General features: G+C 47.9%; 10 protein-coding genes. 6 read left to right on the top strand and 4 right to left on the bottom strand.

The annotated features are described in order from the left end of the window. Window positions 1–63: 63 nt before the first annotated feature. Complete coding sequence (locus tag NFHSH190041_RS13225; RefSeq protein ID WP_261922269.1) at window positions 64–420, bottom strand: hypothetical protein; 357 nt, start codon at window positions 418–420, stop codon at window positions 64–66. 438 nt (window positions 421–858) lie between these two features. Here NFHSH190041_RS13225 and NFHSH190041_RS13220 point away from each other — a divergent pair, with 438 nt between their 5' ends. After that, a complete protein-coding gene (locus tag NFHSH190041_RS13220; protein WP_261922268.1) occupies window positions 859–1,521 on the top strand; it encodes a DUF998 domain-containing protein in 663 nt (220 codons plus the stop codon). Window positions 1,522–1,802: 281 nt separating this feature from the next. Here NFHSH190041_RS13220 and NFHSH190041_RS13215 read toward each other — a convergent pair whose 3' ends face one another. Next, window positions 1,803–4,445, bottom strand: a complete 2,643-nt coding sequence (locus tag NFHSH190041_RS13215) for a molybdopterin-dependent oxidoreductase (protein WP_261922267.1) — start codon at window positions 4,443–4,445, stop codon at window positions 1,803–1,805. A gap of 622 nt (window positions 4,446–5,067) precedes the next feature. On the opposite strand from NFHSH190041_RS13215, the gene NFHSH190041_RS13210 reads away from it, so the two are divergent. Continuing rightward, window positions 5,068–6,591 carry a TerC family protein gene (locus tag NFHSH190041_RS13210; RefSeq protein ID WP_261922266.1) on the top strand — a complete coding sequence of 508 codons (1,524 nt, stop codon included), beginning with the start codon at window positions 5,068–5,070 and terminating at the stop codon, window positions 6,589–6,591. 464 nt (window positions 6,592–7,055) lie between these two features. After that, the gene (locus NFHSH190041_RS13205; RefSeq protein WP_261922265.1) at window positions 7,056–8,780 is read left to right on the top strand and encodes a GSCFA domain-containing protein; all 1,725 of its coding nucleotides are present in this window, start codon (window positions 7,056–7,058) and stop codon (window positions 8,778–8,780) included. Window positions 8,781–9,256: 476 nt separating this feature from the next. Here the strand turns inward: NFHSH190041_RS13205 and NFHSH190041_RS13200 are convergent, their stop codons facing one another. Beyond that, the gene (locus NFHSH190041_RS13200) at window positions 9,257–10,075 is read right to left on the bottom strand and encodes a DUF2797 domain-containing protein (RefSeq protein ID WP_261925123.1); all 819 of its coding nucleotides are present in this window, start codon (window positions 10,073–10,075) and stop codon (window positions 9,257–9,259) included. A 231-nt stretch (window positions 10,076–10,306) separates the two neighbouring features. Here NFHSH190041_RS13200 and NFHSH190041_RS13195 point away from each other — a divergent pair, with 231 nt between their 5' ends. Further along, window positions 10,307–10,588, top strand: a complete 282-nt coding sequence (locus NFHSH190041_RS13195; RefSeq protein ID WP_261922264.1) for a hypothetical protein — start codon at window positions 10,307–10,309, stop codon at window positions 10,586–10,588. A 21-nt stretch (window positions 10,589–10,609) separates the two neighbouring features. Here NFHSH190041_RS13195 and NFHSH190041_RS13190 read toward each other — a convergent pair whose 3' ends face one another. Beyond that, the gene (locus NFHSH190041_RS13190) at window positions 10,610–11,125 is read right to left on the bottom strand and encodes a glycine cleavage system protein R (protein WP_261922263.1); all 516 of its coding nucleotides are present in this window, start codon (window positions 11,123–11,125) and stop codon (window positions 10,610–10,612) included. 550 nt (window positions 11,126–11,675) lie between these two features. Between NFHSH190041_RS13190 and NFHSH190041_RS13185 the strand changes: the two genes are divergently transcribed. Then, window positions 11,676–14,114 (top strand): ABC transporter permease subunit, encoded by a 2,439-nt coding sequence (locus NFHSH190041_RS13185; RefSeq protein ID WP_261922262.1) that lies wholly within the window; start codon window positions 11,676–11,678, stop codon window positions 14,112–14,114. 23 nt (window positions 14,115–14,137) lie between these two features. Then, a complete protein-coding gene (gene pstA, locus NFHSH190041_RS13180) occupies window positions 14,138–15,883 on the top strand; it encodes a phosphate ABC transporter permease PstA (RefSeq protein ID WP_261922261.1) in 1,746 nt (581 codons plus the stop codon). Window positions 15,884–15,887: the final 4 nt, after the last annotated feature.

Below are 15,887 nucleotides of genomic sequence, written 5' to 3'. Positions count from 1 at the left end.
GGCGCGCGTTAGCGCGGCCAACCATAAAGTGGCAATGTTGCCTTTGCTTGTTATAGGCTTCGCTCACAATTTACTTTCGTATGGTTCAAAATCAGCAAATTCGTAGATGTTTTTGACATATTCTTTGCCATTGAGATCGCGTGCATAAGCCTGAACCTCTAACTGCTTATTGGGTGCAATGTATATGTCAGTTCTTAGCTCCGCAATTACTGACGCTTCCAATTCATGCTGAGTAAGAAGCTTTGGCAGCCATTTTTTATAATATTCAATACTTTTAGTGATTCGTTTGCTGAATAAATGAGCTATCTTGTTTTCTGGATATAGCCAATAAATAGAAATTTTTTCACCTTTGGCTTTAACCGCTAACTCTTTGAGCTCTTGAAATACAAGCTCACCATCTACGCAGTTCTCAAAGCTCACATATGAGTGGCTTAGATTATGTGATAGTGATTTGATGTTCTTCAATTTCATGATTATGTATAACAGTGCATTATCCGGACTTCTTGTTAAACCCTAAATAAGATCAGAGTGAGAAGTCATAAGATGAGTCATTTAATTAATACATAATGTTACCAGTAAGTATTACCGCAATCTAAGCGAATTTATTCAAAACAAAGCGAGACTCGCATTATTTGAGCCAATAGATGGCGCAGTCTGTAAGTTTCATTAGTTTTTCTATGGCAGATTTGTTCAAAGGAGGAAGAATGTCGTTCAGCTTATAACTTACTCAGTGGGAAAAATATTTTAAAAATTTCATGACCTTAAACATATCCGCATACAGATAAAAATAGACACTAAGGTATTGGTTTATATAGTCTTAGGTTGAATGCTAACCGTTTTTCCGTGCAAGGAGGCAGTATGGCGGGGATTAAGACAATAACATCGCGGCAGTGGCTGCGTTGGTTGCCGGTATTGAGTTACTTGTGGTTGGTGGGCACCTTGGTTGTGGGTGGGGCAATGTATCCGGGCTACAGCCATTGGGGACAATATATGAGTGAGCTTGGTGCGAACGGTGCCCCCCATCAGTTGTGGGTGAATTACCTCGGCTTTATACCAACAGAAGTTTTGTTGTTACTGTTTTTGCAGCAGGTATTGCTGCATGCCCCGGGCGCACAAGTGGGAGCACAACAAGGTTATGGCGTGCGCCTTGGTATTGGCTTGTTGGGGATTTATGCCTTATTGCTGATCGCCGCGAGTATTTGGACCTGTGATTTCGAATGCCGCCCGGTGCAGGGAGCCAGTTTTAGCCATGGTTTGCATATTACTTTGGGCACATTTGCCTATCTTGCAGGGTTAGCCGGTGTGTTAGTGCTAGCTCTGGCTAGTCGCCGCTGGCCGGGGGGATTTATGTTGATGTGCTCTGGTGTAATAACGGTGATATTGGTCTTTGGCTTGCTGATGAATTTAAATCCTCAATTACCCGCCGTAGGAGCGATGCAGCGGCTGATGGAAAGCTTGCTGTATCTCTGGTTTATTTTGTTGGGGTATCAGTTATCCCGTATGCCACAGCGGGGCTTATAGGTAAGCATCTGTTTGCGGTGAAGGCTAGCGTGGCAGATATAGCGAAAAAAACATGGACAAATAAAAAGCCTCCTATCAGAGCAACCTGAGGAAAGGAGGCTTTTGCTTTTAAACGAACTTTGCTGGCAGCATAGGTCGTCTCGCCTATTATGCGCCTGCCCTTGCAGGGCTGCTACTGTTGATTTCCCTATCTTTTTTCATGCTGCGGTTAACACGAATATTAAGATAATATGTCCTGTCAGTCGTAAGGGATTTACCACTGACAGGTTGCACAACTTAAGTTATTTTTTCGCGTGTTTTTTCAAGAATTGCAGCACTTCCTGCTGTTCATCGGCGGTCAGACCTGCCCGTGGGAACATACTGCGGGTAATACCCTGCCATTGCTGATAGGTGTAGTCAGTCGGGGCGGGCGCTGCGTGACACAAAGTACAGGAGTTATAGAAGAGTTTCTCCCCTTTAGACTGCTGTTGTTTATGACCGCCGCTAACCGCCTTGATTGCCGGGCCAAGACCCAGATTATCGATATTGTATGGCTTCGGTAGCGTTTCAATCACTGGCGGCTGGTAAGCCTGGTTTGGTGATTCAGGGTCGTTACACTTGCGCATATATGCCAGACAGGTGTTGGCGGTTGTCCCTTGGCTTAAGCCACTGGATGGTTTGGCTGAGGTCAGGATATTCACTGCACCTGAGTTACAGCGGCCTTTGCTGTCTTTTTGCAGCCAAGCACCTTCGTGAATATAAATCACGCCGGGCATCACATCATCAGCCAGTTTGGCACCGGCCAGCAGTGCTCCGCGGTCATTATAAACTTCTACTAGATCCCCATCTTTAATGCCGCGCACTTTGGCATCATTATGGTTGATGCGGACAAACTGCCGACCATCCACACATTCGTACTCATTGACATCCGCATTGGCCATTTGGGAGTGCAGACGCATCCAAGGGTGTGGACTCAGTACGTGCAATTGCCCTGGATCTGCGTTGCCTAACCATTCAGTAGGCACCAGCCATTGTGGCATTGGTGGACAGTCGGGGATGTTGAACCCGGCGATGGTTTCACTGTACATCTCGATCTTGCCTGATGGGGTGTGCAGCGGATGCTTTTCTGGATCCTGATAAAACTCACCATGACGGACAAATTTGTCAGCCGCTTCAGGGGTTTTTAGGAAGGTGATACCATTTTTCCAGAATGTATCAAAGTCATCAGTGGCATCTGAGGCAGCATAGGCATCCCGCAGATGCTGCATATAGGTTTTGCCTTCGGTGTAGTCATCCTGCACATTGAACATAAATGCCAGGCTGGAGAAGATATCATAGTCATTCAAGCTGTCGCCGAGTGGCTTGACTACCTGCTTCATGGCGTAAATTTTATTGTTGGAATAAGTGCCGCCGGAGGTAATGTCATTACGCTCCAAACTGGTGGTACTGGCCAACACAATATCGGCATAGCGCGCCGAAGCACACCACCAAGCATCCTGACAGATAATGGTATCAACGTGTTGGTTCAGCGCGTCGATCAACTCATTGGTGTTTTGCTGGTGGGATAGCAGGTTGTTACCCGCGGTATAAATCAGTTTTGCCGCTTTAGGGAAGGTCAGGTTCTGACCATCACGGGTATAAGATGCGCCCGGGTTTTTCAGCATCTCAGAAATCAATACAACAGGGCAGCGGGCAGCGATAGGGTTGCGGCCTTGTGACAGACCCACCGGCATTTTTTTGCCAGAAACAGGCATGCCGCCGTTACCATAGTGCCAGCTGAAGCCAAAGCCTTCGCCTGGTTTACCGATTTTACCGGCCATCGCAGCAAAGTTGATGATGGACCAGTGGATCATTTCCCCGTGTTGGGCGCGTTGTACTGCCCAGCCGGCACAGATTTGGGTGCGTTTTTTCACCACAAGATTGGCCAGTTCACGGATTTTTTCTGCTGGAATACCGGTAATTTTTGCCGCCCATTCTGGGGTCTTGGCGGTGTAATCATCTTTACCGATCAGGTAGTTGATGTATTTATCCCAACCGACAGTGTATTTTTCCAGATATTGCTTGTCGTACTGATTGGTTTTGTACAGGTGGTACGACATGGCGGTAAACAGGGCGGTATCCGTATTCGGGCGGATATGCACCATTTCACTGCCTAAGCCTTTATCTGTTTCGGTTTGTTGTGGGTTGATGGAGATAAACTTGATGCCACGTTTAGCAAATTCTTCCCAGTGCTTGTGCATGGAATGATCGGCTACCCGGAATTCTACCCGGTTGGTTTTGAAAGGATCGCAACCTACTATCAGCATGACTTCGGTGTTGTCTTCTATGACCTGCCAAGCAGTTTGTGGGGAGTAAACTTCCAAATCGCCGACAATGTGCGGCAGGATAACTTCAGATGCACCGGCACTGTAGTCACCGGAGCAGGCACTTTGTCCGCCAATCAGGTTAAAGAACCGGCCTTGCAGTGTTTGTGGGCGGTTTAGACCCGCATGGGACCAGCCATCATATGAGGCACTGAATACCCCTTCATTGCCATATTTACTGATAGTTTTGGCAATGGCCAATGCGGTCAGCGCAATGGCTGTGTTCCAGTCCACCCGGACAAAAGGTTCTTTACCGCGCAGATGTGGCTTAGTATCGCCTTGAGGATCAGCAAGATAAGATTTACGCACCATAGGGTAAAGTACCCGGGTGTCGCTGTAAGTGCGGCTGATGATGCCTTCCAGCAGCATTTTAGTCGGAAATGGGTCCACATCATTGAGTGGTTGAACCCCGACCAGTTTGCCTTCCTTCACAATGGCATTGAATGGGCCATAGTGGGTGGCATGGGGAATAACTTGGGTGTCGTCTGCAAAGACTTTACCGGCAGGAAACAGGGTTAACCCCTGGGCGGCAACGGCGCTGGCCAATGCCGATTTGAGAAAATCACGTCTTGATAATGGCATCTTGGTTATTCCATTCTTAGGCGGAACACAATACATACGTCAGCTGCGCTGGGGGCAATGTGCTATCAGTATGTGCTAATGCTTGGCACACTACTCTGATGGCGTATTCCCTGTAAACAGGGCGCTCGGTGTCACTTTTCACTACGTTTTTAAAACTTGGTTAATCTTGCCTGCATCCGTGTTTCAGGATTTTTGAATAAAGTTGAATAATGCGTTCTTCACTTGCTATTGACAACCCCTTAGCTAGCTTGCTTTGCATGGTGATTTAGCTGTCACTAAATAAATTGTTGTTAACAAAGAATTTGCTTTTTAATGCTGCAATATGTTCATTTAGCTGCTGGCACCTTAACCATAAAAAAAATGTGGGATTAACCATGCTTCATGACAGTGTTAAGCGGCATTTAACAACCGTACCCCATCGCCGCTTCACAATTGAAAAGTCAGCACTTTCTCTTTTAGCCAGCGAAACAGTCTTGCTGTACAAAAAAGAGACTATTCCCTGAGCAATTTTTAACATAAGTTACCACTTGTGACCATCTGTGCTTTTCATGTGGTCGGGATAAAGGTATTTTCCTGCCTGACACACCCGATCGGGTGCTGATTGAAATGAGGTATTTGGTGTATGGAGTTCTTGGCAGATCCACATTTATGGATAGGTCTGATCACCCTGATTATTCTAGAAATTGTGCTGGGGATAGATAACCTGGTATTTGTTGCTATTCTGGTGAAAAAATTACCGCCAGCTCAACGGGATAAAGCCCGGATTTTGGGGCTGTCACTGGCACTGTTGCTACGGTTATGTCTGTTGACGGCTGTGTCTTGGTTGGTGACGCTGACTACTCCGCTATTCAGTGTGGGGGAATTGTCATTCTCTGCCCGGGATTTGATTTTAATGGGCGGGGGGATCTTCTTGCTGGCGAAAGCCACTATGGAACTGCATGACAGATTAGAAGGAGAGCAGCAGGCCAGCGCCGGGCGTGGCGTGTATGCCAGCATGGGGGTGATCATTGTCCAAATATTGGCATTAGATGCGGTATTTAGCTTGGACTCAATTATTACCGCTGTGGGTATGGTGGATAATCTGGCGGTAATGATGATGGCGGTGATCATTGCCATGATGATTATGCTGGTGGCGTCCAAGAGTATTACTGAATTTGTGAATGAGCACCCTACCGTCGTGGTGTTGTGTCTGAGTTTTCTGCTGATGATCGGCTTCTCTCTGGTGGCGGAGGGGCTGGGCTTCCATATCCCCAAAGGGTATCTCTATACCGCGATGGGCTTTTCGATTTTGACCGAGGGCTTTAATCAGCTAGCGAAACACAATTTGGAAAAGCAGGCCGAGCGGGTGCCACTGCGTCAGCGTACCACAGATGCCATTGTTAAGCTGATGGGGGGACGGCTGGAGCTGGAAGATGCCCTGCCAGAAGGCGCGACAGACAACCGCCAGGAGTTTGCGGCAGAAGAGCGGGAAATGGTCACTGGGGTGCTATCATTAGCTGAGCGCTCTGTGCGTACCATGATGACACCGCGTAATGATGTGATGTGGATTGATGCCACGGCAGATACGGCCAGATTAAAAACGCAGATCCGTGATTGTCCCCACCAGTTATTTCCTGTCTGTCAGGGCGTTGTCGATGAATTGCTCGGGGTGGTGCGCAGCAAAGATATGTTGCTAGCCATAGAAGCCGGGCAGAGTATTGCTGAGTTAGCGAAACAAAACCCAGCGCTGGTGGTGCCAGATACCATTAATGCCATGCGGTTACTGGAAGGCTTTAGGCTGAATCGCACTAATTTGGCGGTACTGGCAGATGAATTTGGCGATGTGCAGGGCATAGTCACATTACATGATCTTCTGGAGTCCATTGTCGGGGAATTTCCGGATGTCGGTGAAGTGCCAGAAATGACGGTTAATGATGGTGGCTGGATTGTGAAAGGCTCTACGGCTTTGCATGATCTGGAACACAGGTTAGAGATCGCAGGGCTGGTCGAGCCGGAGCAAGAATATGTTACCGTTGCCGGATTATTGCAGTGTGACTGTGGCGGCATGCCAAAAATCGGTGATAGTTTTATCCATCGGGGGCTGAAGTTTGAAGTGCTTGAGGCCGATGCATTGCGGATCAGTAAGGTGCGTATCACCCGCTTATAGGACTTATGCTGGATAGCAATAGCGAACTGATCCTATTTAAGGTTGAGATTTTTACGCCAAGCAGTTCATCATCTAGGTGATGAACTGCTGATACTCTCATGAGTTTTTATTGATGTTTTACAATGGCTTAATTGAATAAGTGGGTAAGATATTTTATCGCTGTAGGATTTATTTCTATAAGATTTACTCCTATAAGATTAAGTAATACAGAGAAATACCGTCAGGCGAAAGTTTCTTTTCAGTCAGTAATATTTATCAATATTGCGTGCTTAATGTCTATTTTAAGTAAATTTAACTACACATAATAAAGCCGAGTTAAACTGATGCTATGGCATAAGTTATGAAATAAGTATTGTGGCATAACTCAAATCTAGGCCGGAAAGATGTTTTAAATAGGATGATATAATCAAGTAGTCAGCAGCATTAATAATCATCTTCTTATCACGTGATAATAGAGTATTACTATGCTGAACGCTCACCCTTATAATACCGATAAACAAGGGATGTTTTGGCGCACTGCGGTGGCCGAAATTAATCCAGAAACCAGTACGCTTTCAGAAATTATTCCTGCACTTCCAATACAAGCTCATCATAAAATAACCTCGGCGGGCTCCTGTTTTGCTCAGTATATTGGGCATTGGCTACAACAGCATGGTTATCAGTATTGTCAGAGTAAATTACTGCAACATGAAACGGCCAGTTTTGCTTTAGGTAATGTCTATACGCCAAGGGCGCTATTACAGTGGCTGACCTTTTCTGATGATGAGTTAGCGCAATACAGTATTTATCAGCACCCAGTATCACAGCATTTTATTGATTTATTGCTGCCTAATCTTAATCCTGAAGGCTATTACAATAAAGCCGATTTACTGGATGTAAGAAAAGCCGTGATTGAGGAGATTAAATATCAGCTTAGTCACAGTGACTGTTTTATTTTTACTTTAGGATTAATTGAGGCATGGCAAGATACATTGGGTATTTGTTATCCCAGTTGTCCCGGCGTTAAGCAAGGGGAATACAATGCGGATATTTATACTCTCAAGGTTTTTCAATTTTCTGACATCCTGTCTGATCTGACTCAATTAATTGAAATCGTCACCAGTATTAATCCAACCATAAAATGTGTTTTAACTGTCTCACCGGTGCCATTGACGGCCACAGCGACAGAGCAGCATGTGCTGGTGGCCAATAGTTATGCCAAAGCGGTACTTCGTGCGGTGGCCGGACAGTTTTGTGAGCAGCATGCGCAGGTGAGTTATTTTCCTTCATTTGATCTGATAACCATGCCGGGGTTAAAGGATTTTCGTTATCAGCAAAATCGCCGCACTATTTCATCTGCCGGGGTGAATTTTGTGATGAGCCATTGGGGGCAAGCGTTAGGACTGGACGCCGATATTATTGACGCTGTGAATATCGAAGCCAGTTGTGATGAAGAATTTAATGATGCGGTTTTACAACAACAGCAAGCGTCTCAGCAAGGGCATATTGGCTTGACGTTAATTGGTGACAGTCATTTGGGAAAGTTGGCCAAAGCCTTTGCGCGGATAGATTACCCCCATTGTGGTGGTATGGTAATGAATGGCTCTGGCTTTGCTCAGCATAAATTTATGCTGGTTCCTGAGGCTGATATTATGGTGCCGCTGGAGAACGCCCACTCCCGGCAGTTATGGCAGTCGATTACCGCTAATCTGCATTTAGCTGAATCAACCTCAAGTGAAGATACCTGCTGTGTTGTGACCAATATTGGCCTGCAGACACATCAAACCGTCGCCATGTTTATACAATGGATGAAAACGCATCGTCCGGAGCGGCTGGCCGGTATTGAAATGGAGGATTTCATCGACTATTTCAACGCAGAGCAGCAAGATCAGTTGACGATTGTACTGCGCTTGAAACAGGCAGGGCACCGAGTGATTATGGTGTCAGACACCCCATTTTGGCAGCATTTTGAACAATCTCGCCCGATGGCTGAGATTATGCGTGCTTATGTTGATGCGATGGAGTACGTCTGTAATCAATTGGGGTTGGTGTATTTTAATGCCATTCGGCAGTTTGATGAGGACATCGACGAGCCGATGCAATATGCCTCGTCTGTGGTGTATGACGGTGGCGAAGTCGATTATTTCCATGGCGCTGATTGTTATTACGATTGGTTGGCAGCGCAACTATTGCCTTTGGTTCGGGGGTAATCCCCGTGTTATTTCATCTTATCCGCCATGGCTCTTGGGGGCATGTTTTACTCCCCAGGGTCTGTTGACCTTTCAAGTTTGTTTTTGCAGCGATTTGAGGATTATTTATACAAGGCAGCGGCTTTGATAGGTAGTTGCGCTACCTGATAAGCCGATAATGCAGTAGAAAGGAGCCTCAAATGCTGCCCGACGGGTTCGGCTAAAAGCGTTTTACGCTTTGTTGAGCGGTTCTTGCTTAAATAACTAGGCGGCAAACCACTTGCCGCGATTAAAACGCTTTTATCTCGAACGAAATTTAATCACGAAAGGTCAACAGACCCTAGGCCGCTTGTGAGACGGTGTGATAATGCAGTGAAGTTAAGACTGAACAGTCGAGCATAAAAATAGCTCGAAATCTGCAGCACAGACATTTTAGAGTCTGCTGTAGTGATAAACAGCAGACATCTTATTTAGGCTAGTTGGGTTAGTTGGATCGATTAACTCTCAATGGCGATTTCATAGCCGGTGTATTTACGGATATTGATGACCCCGGTATCAAATATTAAATATTGCCCTTTTATGCCCATAAGGATGCCACTGACTATGGGCGCTTTATCCAGATTGAAAGATTTCACCTTGGTCGGGAATACGTCCACTGGGTAGTGGATGGGTTGGATGTCATTGCTCAGAATCGTAATTGCATCCGGGCCTTCAGCGGCAATCAGCTCAGCTAACCTTTGTTCGATATGTGGCAGTAACTCTTTAGCTTGCTGCTTTAGATCAATATCTTCAGCATTACTTTTCAACATTGCCTGCCAGTTAGTTTTATCTTTAATCAACTTAGCCAACTCAACTTCAACCAAGCCAGACAAGCGGCGATTTGCCACTTTAATAATGGGGAGGCCTTGGGTTGCCCCTTGATCGATCCAACGGGTGGGGATTTGCGTATGGCGGGTGATACCAACCTTAATGCCTGAAGTATTAGCCAGATAAACATAGTGGGGCACAAAACAGTTACGCTCTCCCCATTCAGGCTCCCGACAGGTACCAGCACTGAAATGACAGGTTTCCGGTTTCATAATACACATATCGCAACTGGCCAATTTCTGCATACACACAAAACAGTGACCCTGTGCATAGCTTTTCTTGGTTTTTTTTCCGCAGTTACAGCAGTAGATATTGCCTGTGTGAACAAGTGTCAATGACTTGCCAATCAGTGGATTTAAGGCTAATTCCTGCTCTCCCACCGGTAGACGATAACTGACGGCTTGCTGCTCATCCAGACAGCTGCGCATTTTTGACAGGGTTCCTTGCATTTGGCTCACGGCGATGGACTCTTATTCTTGAAGGTGAATGTGCCAGTGTACCAAAGCTGTCTCAGCTTGTCGGTAGTGCTTACAGATCGTTAAATCAGACGGTTAATTCTGCTGTCGACCTTAAAACTGCTTGATGGGGAGGGGGTGTTTTGTACGATAAAATTTGTCGTATATCCGCTTATACCACTCAGCGTTATAATGTCGGTAGTTATCATCATCTAGGTGAAAATTATGGGCCAGAAACCGGACCGGATCACCGCTATGCAGCAGATTATTGATGCGGTAAAGCAGGAGTTCCCCTTATACGATGCCGATACCTTCGTTTGCGGACCAGACAACGAGTGTATCGGCTGCCCGAAAAAATTAATGGAGCTGGTGGACAGTGAACTGAGTTATTGGCAGCACAGTATTAATCGGGGCATTGCGCCCGGATTTGATGATCTCAACCGTTTTGGCAAACTGTGCCGTAATGTGCGCCGGGCGCTGGTGCGTAACGGTCGTATCCCGCAATAACGCTTAGTTCACCTGATGTTGTCAGGTGGGGTCACCGTTATCTGGCATTTTATCCAACACCACATCATCACCGATACCATAAAGGGCATGGTGTAGCTCTTCTTCTAATGCGGCAGCTGGTAATCCCAGCGTCATATTGGCCCGAAACAGCGGGATCCCGGTATGGCCGGCGGATTCAAATTGGCTGCTAAAGTGCTCGATATTAATGCCCAATTGGGTAATTCTGTTTGAGATATCTAGCACTAATCCGGTGCGGTCATAGGCGACCAATTGATACTGACAGTGGTAGGCAATATCAGCCTTGGCACCAAGCTCGGCGCAGGTCAGCGTCAGTCCATCAATACATTCCAATTGCTCTAGCAGGGCATCCCACTGTTGTGCTGGGCTTTGAACCACAATAATGGCGGCAAACACACCGTCAATATGGCGCATTTCAGAATCCAGCCAACTGCCGCCGTGGCGACTAATGGCATGGGCTAACTGTTCAACCAGCCCGGTTCGGTCTGGTGCCTGAAGCGTTATCAGGTGTCGCAGCATACTTCATCTCCCTGTGTCTGTTCCCTGATGTGATGTCATATAGCTGTCATATTGACGGCTTATAATGCTGACCATCTTATGTTGTGCCTGTTGTCATTAATCCCGATGCGGGATGTTTGCTGTTGAATACTCCCGTTACTCATCATGCATACAACAGGTTAACTTATTGTTAGCACACTTTATTGTTAACACACTTAATGGCGTAATCCTATATCAGGGATTAAAAACCATCGTCAATCAACTGCACCTCTTGGGTCTGTTGATGTTTCAAGTTTGTTTTTGCAGTGAGTTGAGGGTGCTTTATCTCAGGCAGAGGCTTTGATGGGAGCACTACCTGATAAGCCAATAACGCAGTAGAAAGGCGTCTCAAACGCTGCCCGATGGGTTTGGCTAAAAGCGTTTTACCCTTTGTTGAGCGGTTCTTGCTTAGCATAACTAGGTGGCAAACCACTCGCCGCGATTAAAATGCTTTTGTCTCGAACAAAATTTAACCGCGAAAAGTCAGCAGCCCCTAGGCTGACGATCCTCAGATCTCAGTACTGTAAAGTTGATGGTAGGGAGCAAGCGCAGCGTGAAAGGGCAACAAGGGCAGAGCAGAGTGCAACAGTCAAAACAGGCGAATCATGCCATTTTACGGGCGGATAACCGTACCAGTCGGCGCACATTTATCGATAAAGCGACTGCTGTCGGCGTCACCTTGGGCGGAAGCATGGTGTTTATTGCGCTGCTACTGATTTTTTTCTATCTGCTGTATGTGGTTAAACCCATTTTTGCTGGCGCTGAGTTAACCCCGGCAGCCACCATTCCATTGGCTGCGTCCCAGCGCGCTCCGCTGATGTTGGGAATGGATGAGCAAAATGAGATAGTGTTTCGGGTCAGTGTTCAGGGGCAAGTCAGTTTTTACCGGGTGTTGGATGGCCAGTTACTGGCAAAAATCAGCGTACCTTTACCTGAGCAGGTTAAGGTGACTGCGGCTGCGGTAGCATCTGACTCTGAGCAGCTGTTTGTTCTGGGACTAAGTAATGGCACTGTGCTGCCAGTTAAGGTCGCGTTTGCAACTTCCTATCCAGATAATGTTCGCTTAATTACCCCTACGTTACGTTATCCGCTGGGCAGTACCCCGCTGGTATTGCAGGCTGGCACGCTACCGTCATCGGCCGCTAGGGCTGAGCAAGAGCCCGAATCAAGTCGTGTCTCAAAGACGGCATCAATGACGACATCCTCCACGGAAGAGACTTCCCCTCAACCCAATGTGGCCAAGTCTGCATTATCAAATCATATAAGCCGCCAAGCCGTGACCACTTTGGCGGTTGGCTATCAGTCCGATCGGGTGACGCTGGCATATCAAGATGCCCTTGGCCATTGGCAGCTGACGCGTTTGGTCGGGGAAGAAAATATGATGACTGAAACCATTAGCTGGCACAGTGAGCATAGCGTGATAACGGATGCGCCTGCCGGCGTCAGTCAGGCCTTAATGACCCCAGATCAGCAGCAGTTGCTATTGCGCAGTCATAATCGGGTGTTTATTTATGATATTCGTCGCGCGAAAGCATCACTGCTGCAAGTGCTGGATTTAAGTCGGGATAGCTCCCCGGTAACGGGAATGGCGCTGTTGGCTGGCGCAAGCTCAATTTTACTTACCCATCAATCTGGTGAGGTGGGGCAATATTTTCAGGTGCCTCAGCCCAATGGCCGACTGTATCAGCATATTCGTGACTTTAATGCTGGTGGTGCAGTCGCTGCACTTGCCACTGAATTTTACCGCAAAAGTTTTGCCACGCTGACCCAAACCGGGGCATTGACCTTGCATTACACCACCAGTGAGCGGCAGTTATTGCATCGCCAGCTTAAGCTTGGCCAAGCCGATGCCATGGCCTTTAGTCCCAGAGCCAGTGCTCTTGTGGTGGAAAGTGGCACTCAGTTGCAGGTGTTTGCTGTCGAAAATGCACATCCAGAGGTGTCTTTATCTGCACTATGGCAGAAAGTCTGGTATGAGGGATATCCTCAGCCACAGTACGTATGGCAGTCCACTTCAGGCTCCGATGATTTTGAAGCCAAACTTAGCCTGATGCCCCTGGTGTTTGGCACCATGAAAGCCGCTTTATACGCCATGCTATTTGCCGTGCCGTTGGCCATTGCGGGCGCGGTATACACGGCCTACTTTATGTCGTCAAAGGTTCGGGCTCTGGTTAAACCCACCATTGAAATTATGGAAGCCTTACCCACGGTGATCTTGGGCTTTTTGGCCGGATTATGGTTAGCCCCTTTAGTGGAAGAAAATCTGCCCGGCATTGTGCTATTGCTGTTGATGTTGCCATTGACTGTGGTGCTAACGGCCTTGGGATGGTACGTCTTACCGGGGCGGTTTAAACGTTTGTTACCCCAGGAATATCGAGAGTTGATGCTGCTACCAATATTGTGTTTGGTGGGCTGGGGCTGTTTTAGTTTTAGCCCGGTATTGGAACTGTGGTTATTTGCCGGGGATAGTCGTCGCTTTATTACCAATGAGCTGGGGATCACTTTTGATCAACGTAACGCGCTGGTGGTGGGTATTGCCATGGGCTTTGCTGTGATCCCAACTATCTTCTCTATCGCTGAAGATGCGGTATTTTCGGTGCCGCGGCAGCTGGCCAACGGCTCACTGGCGCTGGGGGCAACCCAGTGGCAGACCTTAACCCGTGTGGTGTTGTTGACCGCTAGCCCCGGGATTTTCTCTGCGGTGATGATGGGGTTAGGTCGGGCGGTAGGTGAGACCATGATTGTGCTGATGGCCACAGGGAATACCCCCATTATGCAGTGGAGCGTATTTGAAGGTATGCGCACGTTAGCGGCCAATATTGCGGTAGAAATGCCGGAGTCGGCGATTGGCAGTACCCATTATCGCGTGCTGTTTCTTGCCGCCTTTGTGCTGTTTATTTTCACCTTTGTGTTTAACACCCTGGCTGAAGTGGTCAGGCAGCGACTGCGGGCTCGTTACAGTGCGCTGTAATGTTGGCTGAGGGAGAGCCTGTTATGGGAAATTGGTATAAATCCGGCGCACCCTGGATTTGGCTGACAGCCGGGGCGGTCAGTATCAGTTTGATCGCGGTATTGGGGCTTTTGCTGCTGATCGCCGGGCGGGGCTTGAGTTATTTCTGGCCATCTCCTGTGTATGAGTGGCAACTGCAAAACAAGCAGGGGACGTCGGTACTGATTGGTCAGCTTTATGATCGAGAAACGCTTTCTGCCGCCAGATTGGCCGATGCCGGTATGGTCTCTGATACGGCTGACTCAGCACCGCAAAGTCTGACGCGTTATCTGGTTAAAACCGGTAACCGTGAACGGGTCGGACTGGATTTTCGCTGGATCAACGGCAGCGATATTATTAGCCGCACAGCGCCCGCGGCATTAGCGCAGATTGAGCGCAGTAAAAACGGTAATTTTTATGGCTATCCCGTCGCCTTGGTTTTGGACGGCAAAACCATTTCGTTGGCGAAGGACAAAGCGCATACGCTAGCGCCAGATAGTGCCGAGCCTGAGCATGCCCTGTCTGCTAAGTCGACGACTACCTCATTGTCCCGTCAGGCGTTTCGCCATGCTGTGGCGCAGCAGGTTGCGCGGGCAGTGAGTTTGAACCAGCAGGCGCAGAGATTACAGCAGCAAGATATCGGTGCCATTAATTATCAACTGGAGCAGCTGAGGTTGCAGCAGCGCCGGGATGAGCTTAATGGCCACTTGAGCGAGGAGCGATTAGCGGAGCTGGAAGTAACCAAGGAGCAACTTAACAGTCGGTATCAGCTACTAGAACAGCAATTTTTTTCCCTGCGCCAGGCCGCCGGGCAAGATAAGTTGATTGTCCGGGATATGCTGGGAGATAACGTCAGTTTGCCGTTATCACAGGTGTTAGCGGTAACTTACCCCAATACATTGAGTTGGTTGGAAAAATTGAAGTTATGGGGCAAGGGAATGCTGGGGTTTGTCACAGATGATCCCCGAGAAGCCAATACGGAGGGCGGGGTCTTTCCGGCAATTTTTGGCACTGTGTTTATGGTGCTGTTGATGGCGGTGATTGTCACCCCCTTTGGCGTGATTGCCGCGATTTATCTGCATGAATACGCAGGAAATGGCCCCATCACCCGGATGATCCGCATTGCGGTAATTAATTTGGCCGGGGTGCCGTCAATTGTGTATGGGGTATTTGGATTGGGCTTTTTTGTCTATATGTTGGGGGGCTCGCTGGATCAGCTGTTTTACCCTGAGGCGTTGCCCAGCCCAACATTTGGCTCTCCCGGCGTGTTGTGGTCAGCATTAACATTAGCGATTTTAACTTTACCTGTGGTGATCGTATCCACTGAAGAGGGGCTGAGTCGTATCCCCAGTGCTGTGCGACATGGCAGTTTGGCGCTGGGAGCAACCAAAGCAGAAACCCTGTGGCGAATAGTGATCCCCATGGCCAGTCCCGCGATTATGACCGGATTGATCTTAGCGGTAGCGCGGGCTGCCGGTGAAGTTGCGCCGCTAATGTTAGTCGGCGTGGTGAAATTAGCGCCGACCTTACCGGTGGATCTGAATTTTCCCTTTGTCCATCTTGAGCGTAAATTTATGCACTTGGGATTTCATATCTACGATGTTGGTTTTCAGAGCCCCAATGTGGAGGCGGCAAGACCACTGGTTTATGCCACGTCGTTTTTACTGGTCAGTGTCATTGTGGCGCTGAATCTAACTGCCATTACGGTCCGTAACCATTTGCGTGAGAAATACCGCGCATTGGAACATTAATCCT

This window comes from Shewanella sp. NFH-SH190041 (assembly GCF_024363255.1).
In the GTDB taxonomy this organism is placed as follows: Bacteria; Pseudomonadota; Gammaproteobacteria; order Enterobacterales; family Shewanellaceae; genus Shewanella.
Note: the sequence above shows the minus strand (reverse complement) of the source record. Positions and strands in the feature narration are given on the sequence as shown.

Excerpts from the sequence above, each read along its gene's own strand:
- NFHSH190041_RS13200 (WP_261925123.1), bottom strand. The coding sequence starts at position 10,075 with ATGCAAGGAACCCTGTCAAAAATGCGCAGCTGTCTGGATGAGCAGCAA.
- NFHSH190041_RS13220 (WP_261922268.1), top strand. The coding sequence starts at position 859 with ATGGCGGGGATTAAGACAATAACATCGCGGCAGTGGCTGCGTTGGTTG.
- NFHSH190041_RS13195 (WP_261922264.1), top strand. The coding sequence starts at position 10,307 with ATGGGCCAGAAACCGGACCGGATCACCGCTATGCAGCAGATTATTGAT.
- NFHSH190041_RS13210 (WP_261922266.1), top strand. The coding sequence starts at position 5,068 with ATGGAGTTCTTGGCAGATCCACATTTATGGATAGGTCTGATCACCCTG.
- NFHSH190041_RS13185 (WP_261922262.1), top strand. The coding sequence starts at position 11,676 with ATGGTAGGGAGCAAGCGCAGCGTGAAAGGGCAACAAGGGCAGAGCAGA.
- pstA (WP_261922261.1), top strand. The coding sequence starts at position 14,138 with ATGGGAAATTGGTATAAATCCGGCGCACCCTGGATTTGGCTGACAGCC.
- NFHSH190041_RS13190 (WP_261922263.1), bottom strand. The coding sequence starts at position 11,125 with ATGCTGCGACACCTGATAACGCTTCAGGCACCAGACCGAACCGGGCTG.
- NFHSH190041_RS13215 (WP_261922267.1), bottom strand. The coding sequence starts at position 4,445 with ATGCCATTATCAAGACGTGATTTTCTCAAATCGGCATTGGCCAGCGCC.
- NFHSH190041_RS13205 (WP_261922265.1), top strand. The coding sequence starts at position 7,056 with ATGCTGAACGCTCACCCTTATAATACCGATAAACAAGGGATGTTTTGG.